Annotated in this window: 9 protein-coding genes; 5 read left to right on the forward strand and 4 right to left on the reverse strand. The window is 58.6% G+C overall.

Features of this window, described 5'->3' with window-relative positions; translation table 11 throughout:
* Window positions 1-15 precede the first annotated feature (15 nt).
* Genes PAF18_RS13915 through PAF18_RS13930 form a run of 4 tightly spaced genes read right to left on the reverse strand, consistent with a single transcriptional unit; the run spans window position 16 to window position 10,561 of the window.
* Entirely contained in the window at window positions 16-3,270 is a 3,255-nt protein-coding gene (locus PAF18_RS13915; protein ID WP_271116295.1) for a DEAD/DEAH box helicase, read from the reverse strand.
* Window positions 3,271-3,273: 3 nt separating this feature from the next.
* Window positions 3,274-6,747: a site-specific DNA-methyltransferase gene (locus PAF18_RS13920; protein WP_271116296.1), complete on the reverse strand. Its 3,474-nt coding sequence runs from the start codon at window positions 6,745-6,747 to the stop codon at window positions 3,274-3,276.
* A gap of 29 nt (window positions 6,748-6,776) precedes the next feature.
* The gene (locus PAF18_RS13925; protein WP_271116297.1) at window positions 6,777-9,626 is read right to left on the reverse strand and encodes an SNF2-related protein; all 2,850 of its coding nucleotides are present in this window, start codon (window positions 9,624-9,626) and stop codon (window positions 6,777-6,779) included.
* Window positions 9,623-10,561, reverse strand: a complete 939-nt coding sequence (locus PAF18_RS13930; RefSeq protein WP_271116298.1) for a BrxR family helix-turn-helix transcriptional regulator — start codon at window positions 10,559-10,561, stop codon at window positions 9,623-9,625. Before PAF18_RS13930 ends, PAF18_RS13925 begins: the two co-directional genes overlap by 4 nt.
* 151 nt (window positions 10,562-10,712) lie before the next feature.
* On the opposite strand from PAF18_RS13930, the gene parA reads away from it, so the two are divergent.
* The 5 genes from parA (at window position 10,713) to PAF18_RS13955 (ending at window position 14,170) form a co-directional block, all read left to right on the forward strand.
* A complete protein-coding gene (parA, locus tag PAF18_RS13935) occupies window positions 10,713-11,381 on the forward strand; it encodes a ParA family partition ATPase (RefSeq protein WP_271116299.1) in 669 nt (222 codons plus the stop codon).
* Window positions 11,329-11,619, forward strand: coding sequence for a hypothetical protein (locus PAF18_RS13940; RefSeq protein WP_271116300.1), 291 nt, complete (start codon window positions 11,329-11,331; stop codon window positions 11,617-11,619). The genes parA and PAF18_RS13940 overlap by 53 nt, the downstream gene beginning before the upstream one ends.
* A 450-nt stretch (window positions 11,620-12,069) precedes the next feature.
* On the forward strand, window positions 12,070-12,948 hold the full coding sequence (locus PAF18_RS13945; protein ID WP_271116301.1) for an ArdC family protein: 879 nt from the start codon (window positions 12,070-12,072) through the stop codon (window positions 12,946-12,948).
* Window positions 12,945-13,124, forward strand: coding sequence for a hypothetical protein (locus PAF18_RS13950; RefSeq protein ID WP_271116302.1), 180 nt, complete (start codon window positions 12,945-12,947; stop codon window positions 13,122-13,124). The genes PAF18_RS13945 and PAF18_RS13950 overlap by 4 nt, the downstream gene beginning before the upstream one ends.
* 338 nt (window positions 13,125-13,462) lie before the next feature.
* Entirely contained in the window at window positions 13,463-14,170 is a 708-nt protein-coding gene (locus PAF18_RS13955; protein WP_271116303.1) for a UPF0149 family protein, read from the forward strand.
* Window positions 14,171-14,534: the final 364 nt, after the last annotated feature.

Consider the following 14,534-nt stretch of genomic DNA (forward strand, 5'->3'; position numbering starts at 1 on the left):
CACTGAACCGCAAAGTTATTGGGTCATTTCTTGAACAAGCTTCGAGACATATGTGTCCCGCTGATCGTCCATAAATAACACGTGCATATCTTCCAATTCGTGGATCGTCTTGCCCCAGTTCAGCTTGCCGAAGCGCGTTGGCGTGACAATAAAGCTGTTCAATGTGACGTTTTCAGTGGCGAGCCTTGCCTGAATGTCTTTGATGACCTGATAAAACTCGATCTTCTTGTGGCCGGGACCTTCATGTTGCAGGCCGTGGGGCTCGACGAAAGCCAAGTGCTGTCTGCCGTCCTTCACGAGCCATAGAAGGAAGTCAGGATAGAAATTTCCCGCCTCAAAGAAGCCCACCCCGCGCCCACGGCTCTCATTGCGAAGCAAGAATAGTTCAATTCCTTCTGACGCCAGCCGCGCTTGATCCTTTTCGATAAAGAGGCGCAGATCATCCAGGAACTGGAATTCACTCTCATTCAATGAAACCGGCGCAATCTGTATTTTGCTTCCCTTGGTCGCATGAAGCACCGGCTCGTAGAGATGCGCACCAAACAGGCAGCCTTTCAAGTCGCCAGCGCGTAACACCCCGGCTTTTCGAGCCGATATCTCGCCGGTGAGGTTCTGGATGTCGTTAATGAGCGCGGCTTCGCTGGCATCGACGATTAGCTGGTATTCCTCCGCTTCAGGCAGGCTTCCGTCACGGGCTTCGATCTCACGGAGTTCAAGACGTGGCTCGATAAAGGCTGCCTTGCAGTAGTTGTAGTATTCTTCCGATAATTTCTGCAACAGCTCCGCCGCCATCTCCTGCCAGAGCGCGACGTTTCCAAAATCCGAGAACTCCATCTTACCCGAAGGCACGACGACCTTGTACCAGGTCCGGTCAGTGAGCAGCGTTCTGATCATGGACTTCGTAATGTTGAGATTGTGCCAGGTGCGCTCACGCTTGAATTTCTCAAGACGGAAGAAAAGGTCATCGTAGTCTAGGAAGTTCAGGTGGCCAGCCTCGAAAACGGTCTCCTCCTTGGTGCCCAGCTTGCTGCCCTTCTTGGACTCAAGAGACTGGATGCGGGGATACCAATCTATCGCGACGCCCTTGTGGCGTATCTTTTCTGGGATCAGCGTCAGGGCCGGCACTGCGCCGTCCCTCTTGAAATCGTACTCGCGACCGTCACCGCGCTTCTTTCGGGGGCGCAGCACCTTGAGGCGTTGCCCGAAGTCGTATGTGACCGTCAGCGGAACTGTGAAGACCTGCTTCTGATCGTTGCGAGGCAGCTCTTCCTCTTCGAGGAACTTTCGGAAACGCTCCATGAAATCGGCTTCGATCCCGAAGACATTCAGTGTCTCGACGTACTGGATGAGCTCCGGTTGATGGGTGGGGGTGGCGAAGCCGCTGCGCTGGAGCGACCAGTCATACCCCTTTAGACGGACGCCGCGCCCGAAAAGCTGGATAATCTGCGCGCCTTCGCTCTTGCCGACATGCATGAGACCAAGGGTGCTGACGCGCCAACAATCCCAGCCCTCGACAAAACGCTTGGAACCGATGAGCAGATTGACCGGGGAGCTGGAGAGGTTGATCTGCCCGAACATCGTCTCGGCAAACTCGGATTCCAGGACCGCGACGTTGTCGAACCCCTGCTCAGCGATATGGGTCGCCAAGCCGGATGCATCGCCGACGTTGATGAGCCCGAAAGGCCTTTCGGCCTGACCGACACGCAGCATGATCTCGTTCTCGTCGCCCTTGATCCGGGCAATCGACAACTCGCCACCGGCCCGATTCTGAAAGAGCTTTTCGAGGATGTCTCGGAACAGGTCGCCGGACTTCCAGCCCTCCCTAAGCATGAGCTGCTGCAGATAGACGAAACCGCCGGCGAAAATGTCGCCGCCGTTCTCATCGAGGAGACCGGTCTCCTGAGCGTTACCGGTGAGGATCCGCTCGATTTCGGCGGCCGATGTACCCTCGCTCTTCAGGAACTTCGCGATGAAGGCGAGGATCTTGCCTACGTCAGAAACCGTGGCCTTCTCAGCCTTGGATCCGGTGGCCTTGGTCACGCTGGAACCGACGAAAACCCAGAGCGGCTTCTCGATGTTGTAAGTCGCATAGAGCGTCTGCTTGTCCTCGTAGAGCTTCAGCTGCTGATAGAAGCTCAGAAGACACGCCGTCAGGTATGAGAATTCAAGCTGAGAGAAGGTCCTCGGAAGGTTGAAGATGCGGTAGTCCTTGCCGTAGCCGTCCTCGTAAAAGTACCGGTACGAGTAGTCGAACAGGATCGTCTTCGCGTAGGATGCCTCGATTTCGGGACGCTTTGCGGCAGTGACAGCCTCCTTCAGCGTCGCCGAATATTCGAAAACGAAACCCTTCTCCGACAGGCGGGCGCGGCTTCGGAACCAGCCGCGCTCTTCCTGGCTTCCCAACCCGCGATGAGCTTCGTCGACAAGCAGCAGGTTTTGGTCGCCCAGATTGCGCGTCGCGATGACGTTGGGCCCGTCGGTGTCACCGAGCTTTGTGACCTCGGTGTAGTCCACCTGGCGCAACCCGTTCTTGCCGGAGGACAGCAGGTCGCCGCTGTCCGTCAGCAGGCGCGACGCGACGATATTGCTGCCCTTCATCTCGCGCGCGTGCTGCAGGGAAAGCTGCTCGTTCGGAGTGATCAGCACCGTCCGCGTAAGGTCGTGCTTGAGTGGCGACTTCGAAGCGTAGTGCCGGAATTGCAGGAAGTTGACGTGCATCAGCAGCGTCTTCCCCGAGCCGGTGGCGTTCTGCAGGCAGAGCTTGTTCAGATCGTCGAGCTCGTAGGGCGTGATCCCCGGCTCGTAGCCCGCATCGGTCCAGTATTTGTCGAATTCATCGACATAGGCGTTCAGCGAGTCCAGCAGCACCGCGCGGTCGGCGAAGAACCGGTCGAGATAGATCTCGGCAAACAGCAGCGAGAGCCACTGGTAGTACTTCCAGACGATCGGCCGGTCGCGCTTCTCGTTGATCGCGAGCGTGTGGCTGACGATGTTGTGCTCGTAGCGCAGCAGGTCTGCCCGCGTGATCTGGGCGCCCGCCTGCAGGTGAACGTCCAGCGCCTTGTAGAAATGGTGCAGGTTCTCGGACGTCATGCCTTCGGGCGCGTCCTTCACCGTCTTGGCCAGCGGCTGCACCGGCCGCAGGGTGCGCTTGCCGTCCTTGTGGTCCTTCAGTGGATCGAAGCCGAACAGGCTGACGATCCACTGGTTCAGCACCAGCTTGTGGCCGAAGGGGAGCGGCTTGATCTTGGATTTGGACTTTCTCGCCATCGGTCAGCCCTCCACGTCCCACATCGCCTGGTGGAAGGCTTCCTCGATGAGGCGCACCTTCCAGGTCTCCTCGTCCTTGCGGAGGTTGAACAGGTTGTTGGAGCCGTTCACGTACATCACGTCGAACTCGGTGTCCTGCGCTGAGAGGCGGTACTTCCGGAACCACTCGTCCAGCATCAGGTTGTCCTGCTCGAGATCGCCGGTGAGCTTCCGCCAGACCACCAACGCCCTTTCGCGATCGTTGTGATCGCCGGGGGTGCGCAGGGTGTAGCCCTCGACCTTACGGAAGCGCCAGGCGCCGTCATCCGTCTCCTTCAGCGCGCCGTCGAGCATCAGCCGGGTGTTCGTGTCCCCCGGCAGCTCGGGATCGACCTCGCGCTTAAAGGCGGCGTCATAGCCGCGCCAACGGTCCAGATGCTCGACATGCAGGCCGATCAGCCAATTGAACGTCTCGACCAGGTCCACGGACTTCTCGACATACTCGTCCGTGCCGGGCTTCTTGATTTTCAGCTTGTAGGCGGTCGGATCGTCGAACCATTCGATGTTCAGGAGCGACGGGCTGCCCTTGGTCTCGAAATCGAGCCAGTAGCGAAGCATGTAGTCGCGTGCGAAGTCGCCTTTGGCCCCCTTGAAGTCGGTCCCGGGGAGGAGCGTAAGGTTGTTCAAGGCATCTTCGTAACTTTCGAGCCGAACATATTTGAACAGAGCGGACAAGCCGTCGTTCGAAAGCGGTTTCCCGTCCCGCCACTGTGACGCGTAGATTGCCTTCTGCATTCTCGGTCGCGTAACCGTATCAAAATATTCGCCCATCTCAACCAGACAGAACTTGCGGGAGCCGTGATCAGCTCTGTTCAGCGATATCACGGCATGCCCAGTGCTTGCCGAGCCGCCGAAACAATCAAGGATCGTCGAGTCTTTTTCTGCCGCGTGCGTTATGAAACGAGAAACAAAATCAGCATGCTTCGGCGCAAGAAAAATACCAGACTGACCAAACATCGCAGAGGTTTGCTTTTCCCCGTCCGAATAATCTACAAAAATACTCTTTCCGACGTTTGTTTCGACTTCATGGAGCATTCTCTTGATTTGGGGAACCTTGGCTTCGGTGTCGCCCCATGCAATACGCCCGTCCTCGTCCAACGTCTTAAGTGTTGTTCGATTTGTGTCATCCTCCGCTCGGTCATACGGAAACTTCCAGCCACTCTTGGGCATTGTGACCGGCTTTCCTGTTATTGGATGATTGGCGGAATAGAATCGATAGTTAGGGCTCTTGGGATCACGTGTACTTGCGGCTTGTTTGGTCGCTGGTAGTGCGAGGTCAGACTCCCTGAAGACCCAGATCTGCGCTTGAAGCTCTCTAGCAACAGACTCGTCAACGATCTTCCCATCAGCATCGCGATATTCTGCATTCTTATAGTTAAACAGTCCCTTCCACGGGTCGTCCTTCTGAAGGTCCTCCCAGTCAAGACCTTGCGCTTCAATTTCTTCGCGATAAGCGATTTTGTGATCGTTGTATAATTTCTTGATTGCCTCTTCAATTTCCGAGATCGGCGGGTAATCTGCGTTCAGAGCTGCTATAAGCTCCATCACTTCCAGATAACCCGGCTTGGGTTCTCTGAACATGTTCCGGTCTTTCTCAGCGGTTGGCTTGTCCTTCGCGTAAACCAAAACGTATTCGTGGTTGGTCGAATAGTTTGGAACTTGGCTATTATTGGTGTTCATCGACCAGATCAGCTCTTCAATCCGGTTCTCCGGACCGAAGACCGCATCCATTGCATGCTCAAGTACCGTTCTCTCGGCCTTGTCGATACTCACAAAAATCGCGCCATTCTCAGGCAACAACGGCTTCATCGCATGAAGTCTGTCGTGCATCAGTGTTGCCCAAGACGAATGCTTATAGCTGTTCTTGTATGGAATGGAACTGCTGTCGGTGTTGTATGGCGGATCGATATAGATACACTTGACGCCGCTCTTAAGTTTCTCTTTTAGAACCCTCAGAGCCTGAAAATTATCAGAGTGCAGAAGCTGCCCGATTTGTTCGGCGTCGATATCTTGAATTTCTGAAACTACACGATCTCTGAAATCGGCCTCAAAAAGAGCGGTATCCAGAAGAAGCTTTTCGTTCTCTTGCAGGAATTCAACTGTTAGGGGCACCGAGTAATTGTCGAGCTGATCGATGGCGAAAAGCTGAACCCACTGTTCACGCTGCACGTCGTTGGCCGCAATCTCCGGATAGAATTCCTCCGCGATACGGTCGAGCGTGATGCAGTAATGCGTATCGACAACGAACTTTTTCTTCAGCCACAGCCGCTTCTGAAAGTCCTCAAGCTGGGCGAGGAAGTCAATCAGGTGCCGCGCGATGCGGCGCAACACCTTGACCTTGGCGAGGTAGGCTTCCACCCGCGGCACATCGCCGGACTCGATGTCGTCCAGCCGCATGACCTCGTTCTTGATGTAGAAGTCCAGCTCGCGCCGCAGGAACCCGCCCAGATCCTTGTGGATGAAGTAATCCATACTGTTCCGGCCGGTGTAGTGGGTGAGATATTTCTCCAGCAGCGTCCGGTCCTTCTCGGCCTCGGTCGGCGCCGGTGTCATCAGGGCGGTCACATAGTCGTCCCCGCCCTCCAGCTTATGCAGCAGTTCTTTCACCTTCTTGGCCGCATCGACCACGCGCTTCTTTCGCCATGTCCCGTCCTGGCCCGTCTTCTCGGGATCCGGGCGATACTGGAACTGGATCACCAGCTCCGGCTCGCCGGTGTCGCCCACCTCGATCTTCACCGGTTCCGGCTCGTGGATGATGAAGTAGCGTTCGGTCTGTTCGGACGCCTTGACGTTGTTGTGCTCGCCTTCGGACGCCGAGACGATCCGGCAGTGGACCTTGAGCGGCTTCTGCTCTAACAGCGCGCCGTGCTTGTCCTTGAACTCCTTCGCCTGCGTCGGATCGAAGGTGAAGTTGGTCAGGTACTCGGACGTCTTGATGTAGTACTGGTCACGGTTGGCCCAGTGCAGATAGACCTCGCGCCCGTCATAGGGGACGGCATAGGGGGCGGCCTTGCCGTCCGTCTCGCGCGCGAAGTAGCGGCGGCTCATGAAGTCGCCGTTGTCGTAATAGCGCTCGAAGAAGCGGTAGAGGTGATCGTAGACGTCGCCTTCGTTGCTGCCGCTGTCCTTGGCCGCATCCCAGGCCGCCTTGGCTTCCTTCACTTTCGGAGCGGCATCCGGATCGGGTGCGCCGAATTCCTCGGCCTGCTTGCGCGCGGCCTCATAGGCGGATTTCGCCTGCTCGACACGGGCGCCGTCCGCCTCGCCGAAAGCATCTCGGATGATGCCCAGCAAATCTTCCTCGAGAAACTTCGTCACCTGGCCGGCCTTCGCATGCATGATGCGATAGAAGCCAAAGTCCAGGTCGGGCTGGTCGAGCTGGAACAGCTCCTTCAGCAGGCTGATCAAGCGTTCTCGTTGTTTCTCGACGTTCGGCATATAGCGGGTTTCTCCTGCGTTCTGTTGGCTCACACGACCGTCCAGCGGATGGCGAAGAGCTCTTGCTTGCTGATATCCTGTTGGAGGCGGGCTTCCAGGTCCGAGATCATCTGATCGCGCTCGTCGATGATCTCGTCCTCCACCTCGAAGATGCGCTGGCGCAACCGGCGCTTGGATTTTTCCAGATCCTGGATCTGCTTCTGGATCCGGTGCTGCTCGTCGGGGGATTCGGCCGTACGCGCTTCGCGCTTGAGCTCGAGGATCCGCGCCTTCGCGTCCTTCAACTCCTTCTCGGCGGCGAAGACCTTGTCCTCAGCCCACCTCTCGAGCTTCTGGCTCTCGGACGAGAACCACTCCGCGTTCTGGCGCTTCAGGGCGTCGGTCACGGCTTGTTCGCGTGCAGCGAGCGGACCCTCCAATCGGGAGCTTTCGATCGCCGCAGCCCCGCCTGTGATGCGGCACGGCATGTCGAAAAGGCGTCGAACGACATCTTCTTCGATGAGCTCGCCCTCATCGGTCATCGCCGCGAACAGGATGTGGTCCTGCGCATCGAAGCCCGAAAAGCTGAGGCAGTGCGCCGCGAGGATACCGCCGCGCCCCACAAGCGGTTCGATGGTGACGGCCTTGGCTGGCCATGCCGAGTAATCGAATGCCAAAGAGGATCCTCCGAGGGTTCGGGCCTTGGCGCACTCGATGACATGTTGCGCCAGCGGGTGACCCAAACGGTATCGGTGTTCACTCAGACCGTTCTTGGCGATCCCGTAGCCTCCGGCAGGCACAGCGAGCCCGCCTGGCGGCTCCTTCAGCGTGAAGGTGAGGTGTTCGTCATCGAACTGAGCTCGGTCGCGGAGCTCATGCCGGGTCACCGCCCAGAGCATCCTCTCGTATCGTCCGATGTACTCCTTGCTCTTGTCGAGATTGATCTTCAGGCGGTCATGAACCTCGGCGTCGAAGTTCTCCAGCAGCTTCCGCCGAGTGTCCTCCATCGCTGCGCTGATGTTCTCGTCCATTTCGCCACGAAGTTGGGAGAACTCGGACTCGATCTCCTCTGACGTACGACAATTCTGGTAAATGGAGACGATCCGTTTCTCGAATTCGACCCCCGATTCAATCGATCCAAGGACCTCATCCGAGGCGCCGAATACCCCAGAGAATAGCTGAAATTTCTCAGCCAGGAGCTCGTAGACACGTTGGTCCGCCGCGTTGTTCTTGTTTAGGAAGTTGACGACAACAACGTCATAAAGCTGGCCGTAGCGGTGGCATCGACCGATGCGTTGCTCGATTCGCTGGGGGTTCCAAGGCAGATCATAGTTCACCACGATGGAACAGAATTGCAGGTTGATGCCTTCTGCGGCGGCCTCTGTTGCGATCATTATCGACGCATTCTCGCGGAAGTACTCGACCAATGCGGCACGTATGTCGGCCGTCCTTGAGCCAGTAATGCGATCGCTGCCTTTGTGCTTCTCTAGCCATGCATCATAGATCTGTTTGGATTGCGCATCGGTGTTGGACCCGTTGAAAAGAACGAGCTGATCGCCGTAGCCGTTATCTGACAGGAGTCGCACAAGATACTCTTGGGTGCGGCGCGACTCCGTGAAGATGATGGCTTTCTGGGCGGCACCAAGTTCTTCTGTCTTCGCGAAACCAGCACTCAACGCGCTGAGAAGTGCTTGCCCCTTCGCGTTCTCAGAAATCGAAACAGCGAGGTCGCGGAATTCGCGTAGGTCGGAGATTTCCTTCGTGATCGCGTTCACGTCTTCCGGGGACAGCAATTCGGGCTGGTCATTGCCTTCTGGCCACTCGTCTGCAAGTTCATCGAACTCCTCGTAGTCTTCCGCTAGTTCCTCCTCGAGCTTGCTCCGCAGGTCAGTGTCTTGCTTGAGTTGCCGCTCAAGCTTCCGCGCAAGGGTGTCGAGAGCGCCTGCGATGGCGAAAGTCGAGGATGCGAGCAGCTTCCGCATGATCAGCGTCATGAGGGTTCGCTGCGATGACGGCAACGCGTGCAGAGAAGGCCTTCGGAGGTAATCTGATACCATGTCGTAAAGAGCCTGCTCTGCCTCGGTTGGCACGAACTCCTGCGTGATCGGAATGCGATTTGTGTAGCGTATGTATTCGAGCACCTGGCGACGGAGCGTTCGATGGCAGACAGCTTGCAGTCGCTGCTTCAGTTCGTCGAACTGATCATCACCGGTGAGCCGCGCGTACTTGGCCCGAAAGCTCTTTGCGTCACCGAAGGTGAAGTCATCGATCAGGCTGACGAGTCCGTACAACTCCATCAGCGAGTTCTGCAGGGGCGTAGCTGTCAACAGGATCTTGGGCGCGTTCATGAGTGCTCCCTTCAGAGTGCGTCCGATCCGATTGTCTGGTCGGTACACGTTCCTCAGGCGATGTGCCTCGTCAATTACCACCAAGTCCCAAGGGATGACCATCAAAGCCTCGGCGTGTCGAGCCGCAAATTGAAAAGAGCAGATCACAAGGCGCTTCTGATCGAACGGGCTACGCACCCCGTCCTTCGACAACTTGTTGTAGTTTTTTGCTTCGAGGATGAGTGTGGGGAGGAAGAATTTTTCCTCAACTTCCTGCGACCACTGCTTCCGCAGGTTGGCTGGCGTGATGATGAGGATGCGACGCTTCCCCTCAGCCCATTTCTGGGCAAGGACCAATCCGGCTTCAATTGTTTTTCCGAGGCCCACCTCGTCAGCCAGAATCGCCCCTTTCGAGAGCGGTGACTTGAACGCGAACAGTGCAGCCTCAACCTGATGAGGATTGAGGTCCACCTGCGCGTCCAGCAATGCGCCAGCGAGTTTCTCAGTGTCGGCAACTGAATGCCGCTTGCTCAATTCGTACGCAAATAGTTTGGCGTGATATTCCGTAATCAATTTAGCTCTCCGGAACCTGTTTTTGCGGGACCGGAGGCACTACCAACGGAGGGGGTGAGGCGACCTATGTGCTCTCGATTGAGGAGCACGATCTGCTGATCCTGCGGCCTCCTAGCTGCCGGGTCCGTATCGAGCCCAAGCCGCCTCAGCGCGTAGTAGAGGAGCGCGCGCCGCACCTTGATCTTGGCCTTGCCACCCCGCATCCCGTAGTCACGCGCGATGACCTTCGCCTGCGTCTCCGAGAGGTCAGGGTGGGGACCGACCTCCAGGGTGACCTCGGAATGCCAGTCGCGATCTTCGTCGGCCGACGTTTCGCTTTCCCGTGATCCGCGGATGTCGATGATCCGTGAGAGTAGGAAGTCCTTGAAGCAGTCATCGGTCAGGCAGAACGCCCGGGTGTGCCAGCGGAACCCGTCGAACGCGATGGCGTGAGGCGCGATCCAGCGCCAGCGCGGCTCGGGGCTAGACAGGGACTGGTACTTCACCTCGATCGCCTCGGACCGGCGGATGGCGCCGACGACTGCCCGGAGTGTTACAGGGTCGACGCCTCGCACGGGAGTGGGCGAGGCTGCATAAGGCGGCAGGTCGGCTATCCAAGAGTCTTCTCTGTCGAGGATACCATCAGCGACAGACCGCAGCTGGGCCAGATAGCGGCTTGCGTCAGGCTCTAGGAACTGTGGCTTGAACTCAGGCCCGCGCACGTAGGTCCGGGCGCTTTTGTCGTAGACCATGTTGCCGGGGGCATATTCAGCATAACGGCTGAGATCGCTGGACGCTTGATTGATCGATATCCCGAACTGATCCATCAGGTCGCCACGGTTGACATGCCCCTCCCAAAACAGGCGGAACTCAATGAATTCTAGGCGTTGTTCTACGCCCCACCGTAGCTGCCTGTCTTTTGTCTTTTCCAAGCTGTCGCCTTCCAACGAATCCATTTGCCGCCAACAGCACAATTTCTGTGCTGGTACTTTGCTAGCTTGGAAAACGCCTCACTTCAAGTTCGACCCGCCAAGTTTGTGTGCGGATGAAGGTAATAATGTGGGTTTTTACATTTACACATAAATGGAACTATGGGACTCTTGCCTCATGATCATCTCATTCCTCAACCAAAAGGGCGGCGTCGGCAAAACCACGCTGGCCGTGAACGTCGCGGCGCAGCTGGCACAGCAGGGCCACAAAGTGCTGTTAATCGATGCCGACAAGCAGGGCTCGGCGGGGACCTGGGCGAGCCTGCGCGACGAGGCCCCTTTTCAGGTGGTGAGCATGGCCCGGGCCAATATGGCGCGGGATGCGCTGAAGCTGGCAGGGGACTACACCCATACGATCATCGACGGCCCGCCGCATGCCGAAGAGGTCGCGCGGTCCTGCATCATAGCGTCCGACTTCGTGGCCCTGCCGATCGAGCCCTCGGGGCTGTCGGCCTGGGCGTCTGATCTGACCGTGCGGCAGGTGCGCGAGGCGCAGGACTTCAAGCCGTCCCTTAAATGTGGGTTTGTTGTTTCCCGCAAGATCGGCAAGACGATCATCGGCCGTGAAATCCGCACCATGGCTGCCGAGGCCGGCATCCCGATCCTCGATGCTGAGATCGAACAGCGCGTGGCCTTTGCCGAAAGCCTGACCATGGGCCAGACGATTTTCGAATGGGCGCCATCGAGCCCCGCCGCCCGTGAAATCCAAGCCCTCACCCAAGAGATCGAGACCTATGTCCAAGAAGAGCTTTTCGACGGCGCCGAAGCCCAAGCCGCCAACGGATGATCAAATACGGGCCTTCGAGCAAGGCGGTGCTGGCCATGACCGTCGAGATGGCAGTGCGCCTTCTCTGCGGTCGACCGAGCCCACCAAGCGCCTGAGCCTCGACCTGCCAGCCTCCATGCACACGCGGTTCAAGACGGCCTGCAGTGCGACGGGCCGCAAGATGGGCGCGGAGATTCAGGCCTTCGTCGAGCAGCGGATCAAGGAGCTCGAAGACGAGGCCGGCATCTTCCGCAAATGAAGGTTTGCGCTTACCCACATTTGCACAAAGCATGATCTGAGGGCGCCGCATGGCGCCTTTTCATAGTGAACCCGCGCTTTCGCGCGCGGGCAGCACAAGGCCATAGACTTCGCAGGGGTTCGACGGGCCATTGGCCCGCTCACCCCTCCGAAGGCCTTTTTTCTTCTCTGTTGGTCCGCCCAACAGCCGTGTCCCGTCCCGTCAATGGGCAAGCGCCGCGTGCCGCGTCGTCTCCGCCGGGCCCCGTGTCCTCGGCCTGAAGGCCTGCGGGCCGCGCCAGGCCCGTCTCCGACCCATGGACTGTCCGCTCCCCGGCCGTGGGTCGGGCTTCGCCCCCACCCACTCTGTTCCGCCGAATACATGCGTATTCGGTCAGATCAGGTGGCCGAGGCGCAGCCCATCGGCGGAAGGGAAAGCGCCCTTTCGCGTCACCTTGAGAGGAGGCCACACATGGCACCGAAATTTGACGTCTACACCCATGTCACCGACACCATCATTGCCGAGATCGAAGCGGGCACGCCCCCGTGGCGCAAGCCCTGGACCGGCAGCACATCCGGCATCGCCTTTCCCACCCGGCACAATGGCGAGGAGTATCGCGGCATCAACGTTCTGATGCTCTGGGTGATGGCGGCCAAGCATGGCTACCTGTCGAGCCGCTGGATGACCTACAAGCAAGCCCAAGAGCTTGGCGCGCAGGTGCGCAAGGGCGAGAAATCCGCCACCGTCGTGAAATACGGCACCTTCACCCGTGAGAACGAGGCCGGCCAAGAGGAGGACATCCCCTATGCCCGCGCCTATCGCGTGTTCAACGCTGATCAGATCGAAGGCTTGCCAGCGGAATACTATATCCAGCCCGAGCCCCCGCGCGACCTTGGCACCGAGACCGACCCCGCGCTGGAGGCGTTCTTTGCCCGCACCGGCGCGGAGATCGTGACCACAGAGGAGCCGCGCGCCTATTACAGCCCGGCAAAGGATCACATCCACATGCCGCCCGTGGCGACCTTCCACAGCGCTAAAGGGTATTTTGCGACCCTTGCCCATGAATCCGTCCACTGGACCGGCAGCGAAAAGCGCCTCGACCGGATCAAGAAGTTTGCCAACCGTGAGGCCTACGCGTTCGAAGAGCTGGTGGCCGAGATCGGCGCCTGTTTCCTTGGCGCGCAGATCGGCATCGAGCCGGAATTCGATCAAAGCGCGGCCTACGTGGAAAGTTGGCTACAGGCCATCAAGCAGGACAAGCGCGCGATTTTCCGGGCAGCCTCGGAAGCGCAGAAGGCGGCCGACTACCTGCTGAATGCGGCAGGCCAGACCAAGGAGGCGGCGGCGTGAGCGCCCCCGCGATCCTGCCGCCCATGACGTGCCGCAAATGCGGCGCGTCAAACCCTGTGGTTTTTCTCGCCCCCGTCGTGGTGGCCGGCGCTGGAACATGCATCTGCTACGCCTGCGCCCGCGCCCGGCACTGGCTGGACCCGGACGGCAACCTCAAACCCGGGATCGAGCTTTGATCCGACGCCCCGTACCCCCGCCCATGCCGGCGGCGGTTTTGCTTTGAGGACGGCAGGATCTAAAAATTTGTCCGGTTTGACGCCGGGGCACGCCCGACCTCAAACCGGACCGGCGCTATCCGCGCGGGAGCCGCAACCTCTGTGTACGGCAGTGGCACAAGCCTACGACTGCTGTGCAATATCCGGACGGCGACGCAAGTCTGCGCTACCGGGACAGCTGCCCCAAGAGAGAACGAGACTGCTCCTTTGGGGTGCTGGCACGTGTCGGAAGGGGTTTGAACTTAATCGATTTTTACGGGATTGTCGGCGAAGGTAATCGAGAGCCATAGGGGGGCGCCATGAACTTAAAGTCAGAGCTTTCAGAGCAAGAAGAGCACCGCCTCGACGCATATCTTGCCCGCGTGCAGGGTGGCACCATTCCCAACATCGAAGCGCTTGATGGCTTTTTCGCGGCATTAGCTTGCTGCCCGGACCTGATCATGCCGAGCGAGTACATGAGCGTTCTGCAAAGCGGAGAAACCGAAGACGGCGATCTGGTTTTCGAAGACCTGGCCGAGGCCCAGGAGTTCACCGAGCTGGTCGGCCGTCACTGGAATCATGTGAACCGCCAACTTGATACCGCCGACGTCTACCTGCCTCAACTGTACGAGGATGAAGAGGGTAACGTCCGAGGCAATCATTGGGCGCAGGGATTTCTGGCCGGAACAAATCTGCGTCACGAAATCTGGCGCGAGCTTGTCGACGATGAGAACGAGGGCGGTGCGATGATCCCCATTTTTGCGCTGGCCTATGAGCATCATGAATATCCCAAGATGCGCCCCTACGAAGAGCCCGTGAGCGATGAAAGGCGTGAGGCGCTGATCATCGGAGCGGCAGCCGGCGTCATGCGCATGCACCGGTATTTCCTCAAGCGCCGTGCGGCATACAGTATGCCGTCGGGCACATTCGCGCGATCCGGTGCAAAGACCGGGCGGAACGATCCGTGTCCTTGCGGTTCAGGTAAGAAGTTCAAGCAATGCTGTGGCCGGCGCACCATGCTGCACTGATGTCCCGGCTTGGGAATATGCCGCGCCAATGGTCATCGACCTTTGTGAGCGCATAACTCGATCGCAATCTGGTTCGCGCTGGTGAACTGGGATCGGTCTGTATCATCACAGGCTGGTGCCATTCGAGCAAGATATTGGCCCGTCCCTGACGGGACCGGGTCCTAGTCCGGCGCGCCGGACCCGAGCCAGCGTTCCGCCGTCTCGGCCCATGCGGGTGACGCCCCCTCGTGCGGGGTAAAAATATGGCGCCCGCCGCGCAGGCGCGCGGGCAAGTAGGGCAATGGTCTGCGCCGGGCTTCAACGGGCCTTTGGCCCGCTCAGCCCCGCGCAGGCTCGATCCTGTTTGATTTGGGCCGCCCAACAT

The organism is Paracoccus sediminicola, from assembly GCF_027912835.1.
Lineage (GTDB): Bacteria > Pseudomonadota > Alphaproteobacteria > Rhodobacterales > Rhodobacteraceae > Paracoccus > Paracoccus sediminicola.

Excerpts from the sequence above, each read along its gene's own strand:
- PAF18_RS13915 (WP_271116295.1), bottom strand. The coding sequence starts at position 3,270 with ATGGCGAGAAAGTCCAAATCCAAGATCAAGCCGCTCCCCTTCGGCCAC.
- PAF18_RS13920 (WP_271116296.1), bottom strand. The coding sequence starts at position 6,747 with ATGCCGAACGTCGAGAAACAACGAGAACGCTTGATCAGCCTGCTGAAG.
- PAF18_RS13930 (WP_271116298.1), bottom strand. The coding sequence starts at position 10,561 with ATGGATTCGTTGGAAGGCGACAGCTTGGAAAAGACAAAAGACAGGCAG.
- parA (WP_271116299.1), top strand. The coding sequence starts at position 10,713 with ATGATCATCTCATTCCTCAACCAAAAGGGCGGCGTCGGCAAAACCACG.
- PAF18_RS13940 (WP_271116300.1), top strand. The coding sequence starts at position 11,329 with ATGTCCAAGAAGAGCTTTTCGACGGCGCCGAAGCCCAAGCCGCCAACG.
- PAF18_RS13945 (WP_271116301.1), top strand. The coding sequence starts at position 12,070 with ATGGCACCGAAATTTGACGTCTACACCCATGTCACCGACACCATCATT.
- PAF18_RS13955 (WP_271116303.1), top strand. The coding sequence starts at position 13,463 with ATGAACTTAAAGTCAGAGCTTTCAGAGCAAGAAGAGCACCGCCTCGAC.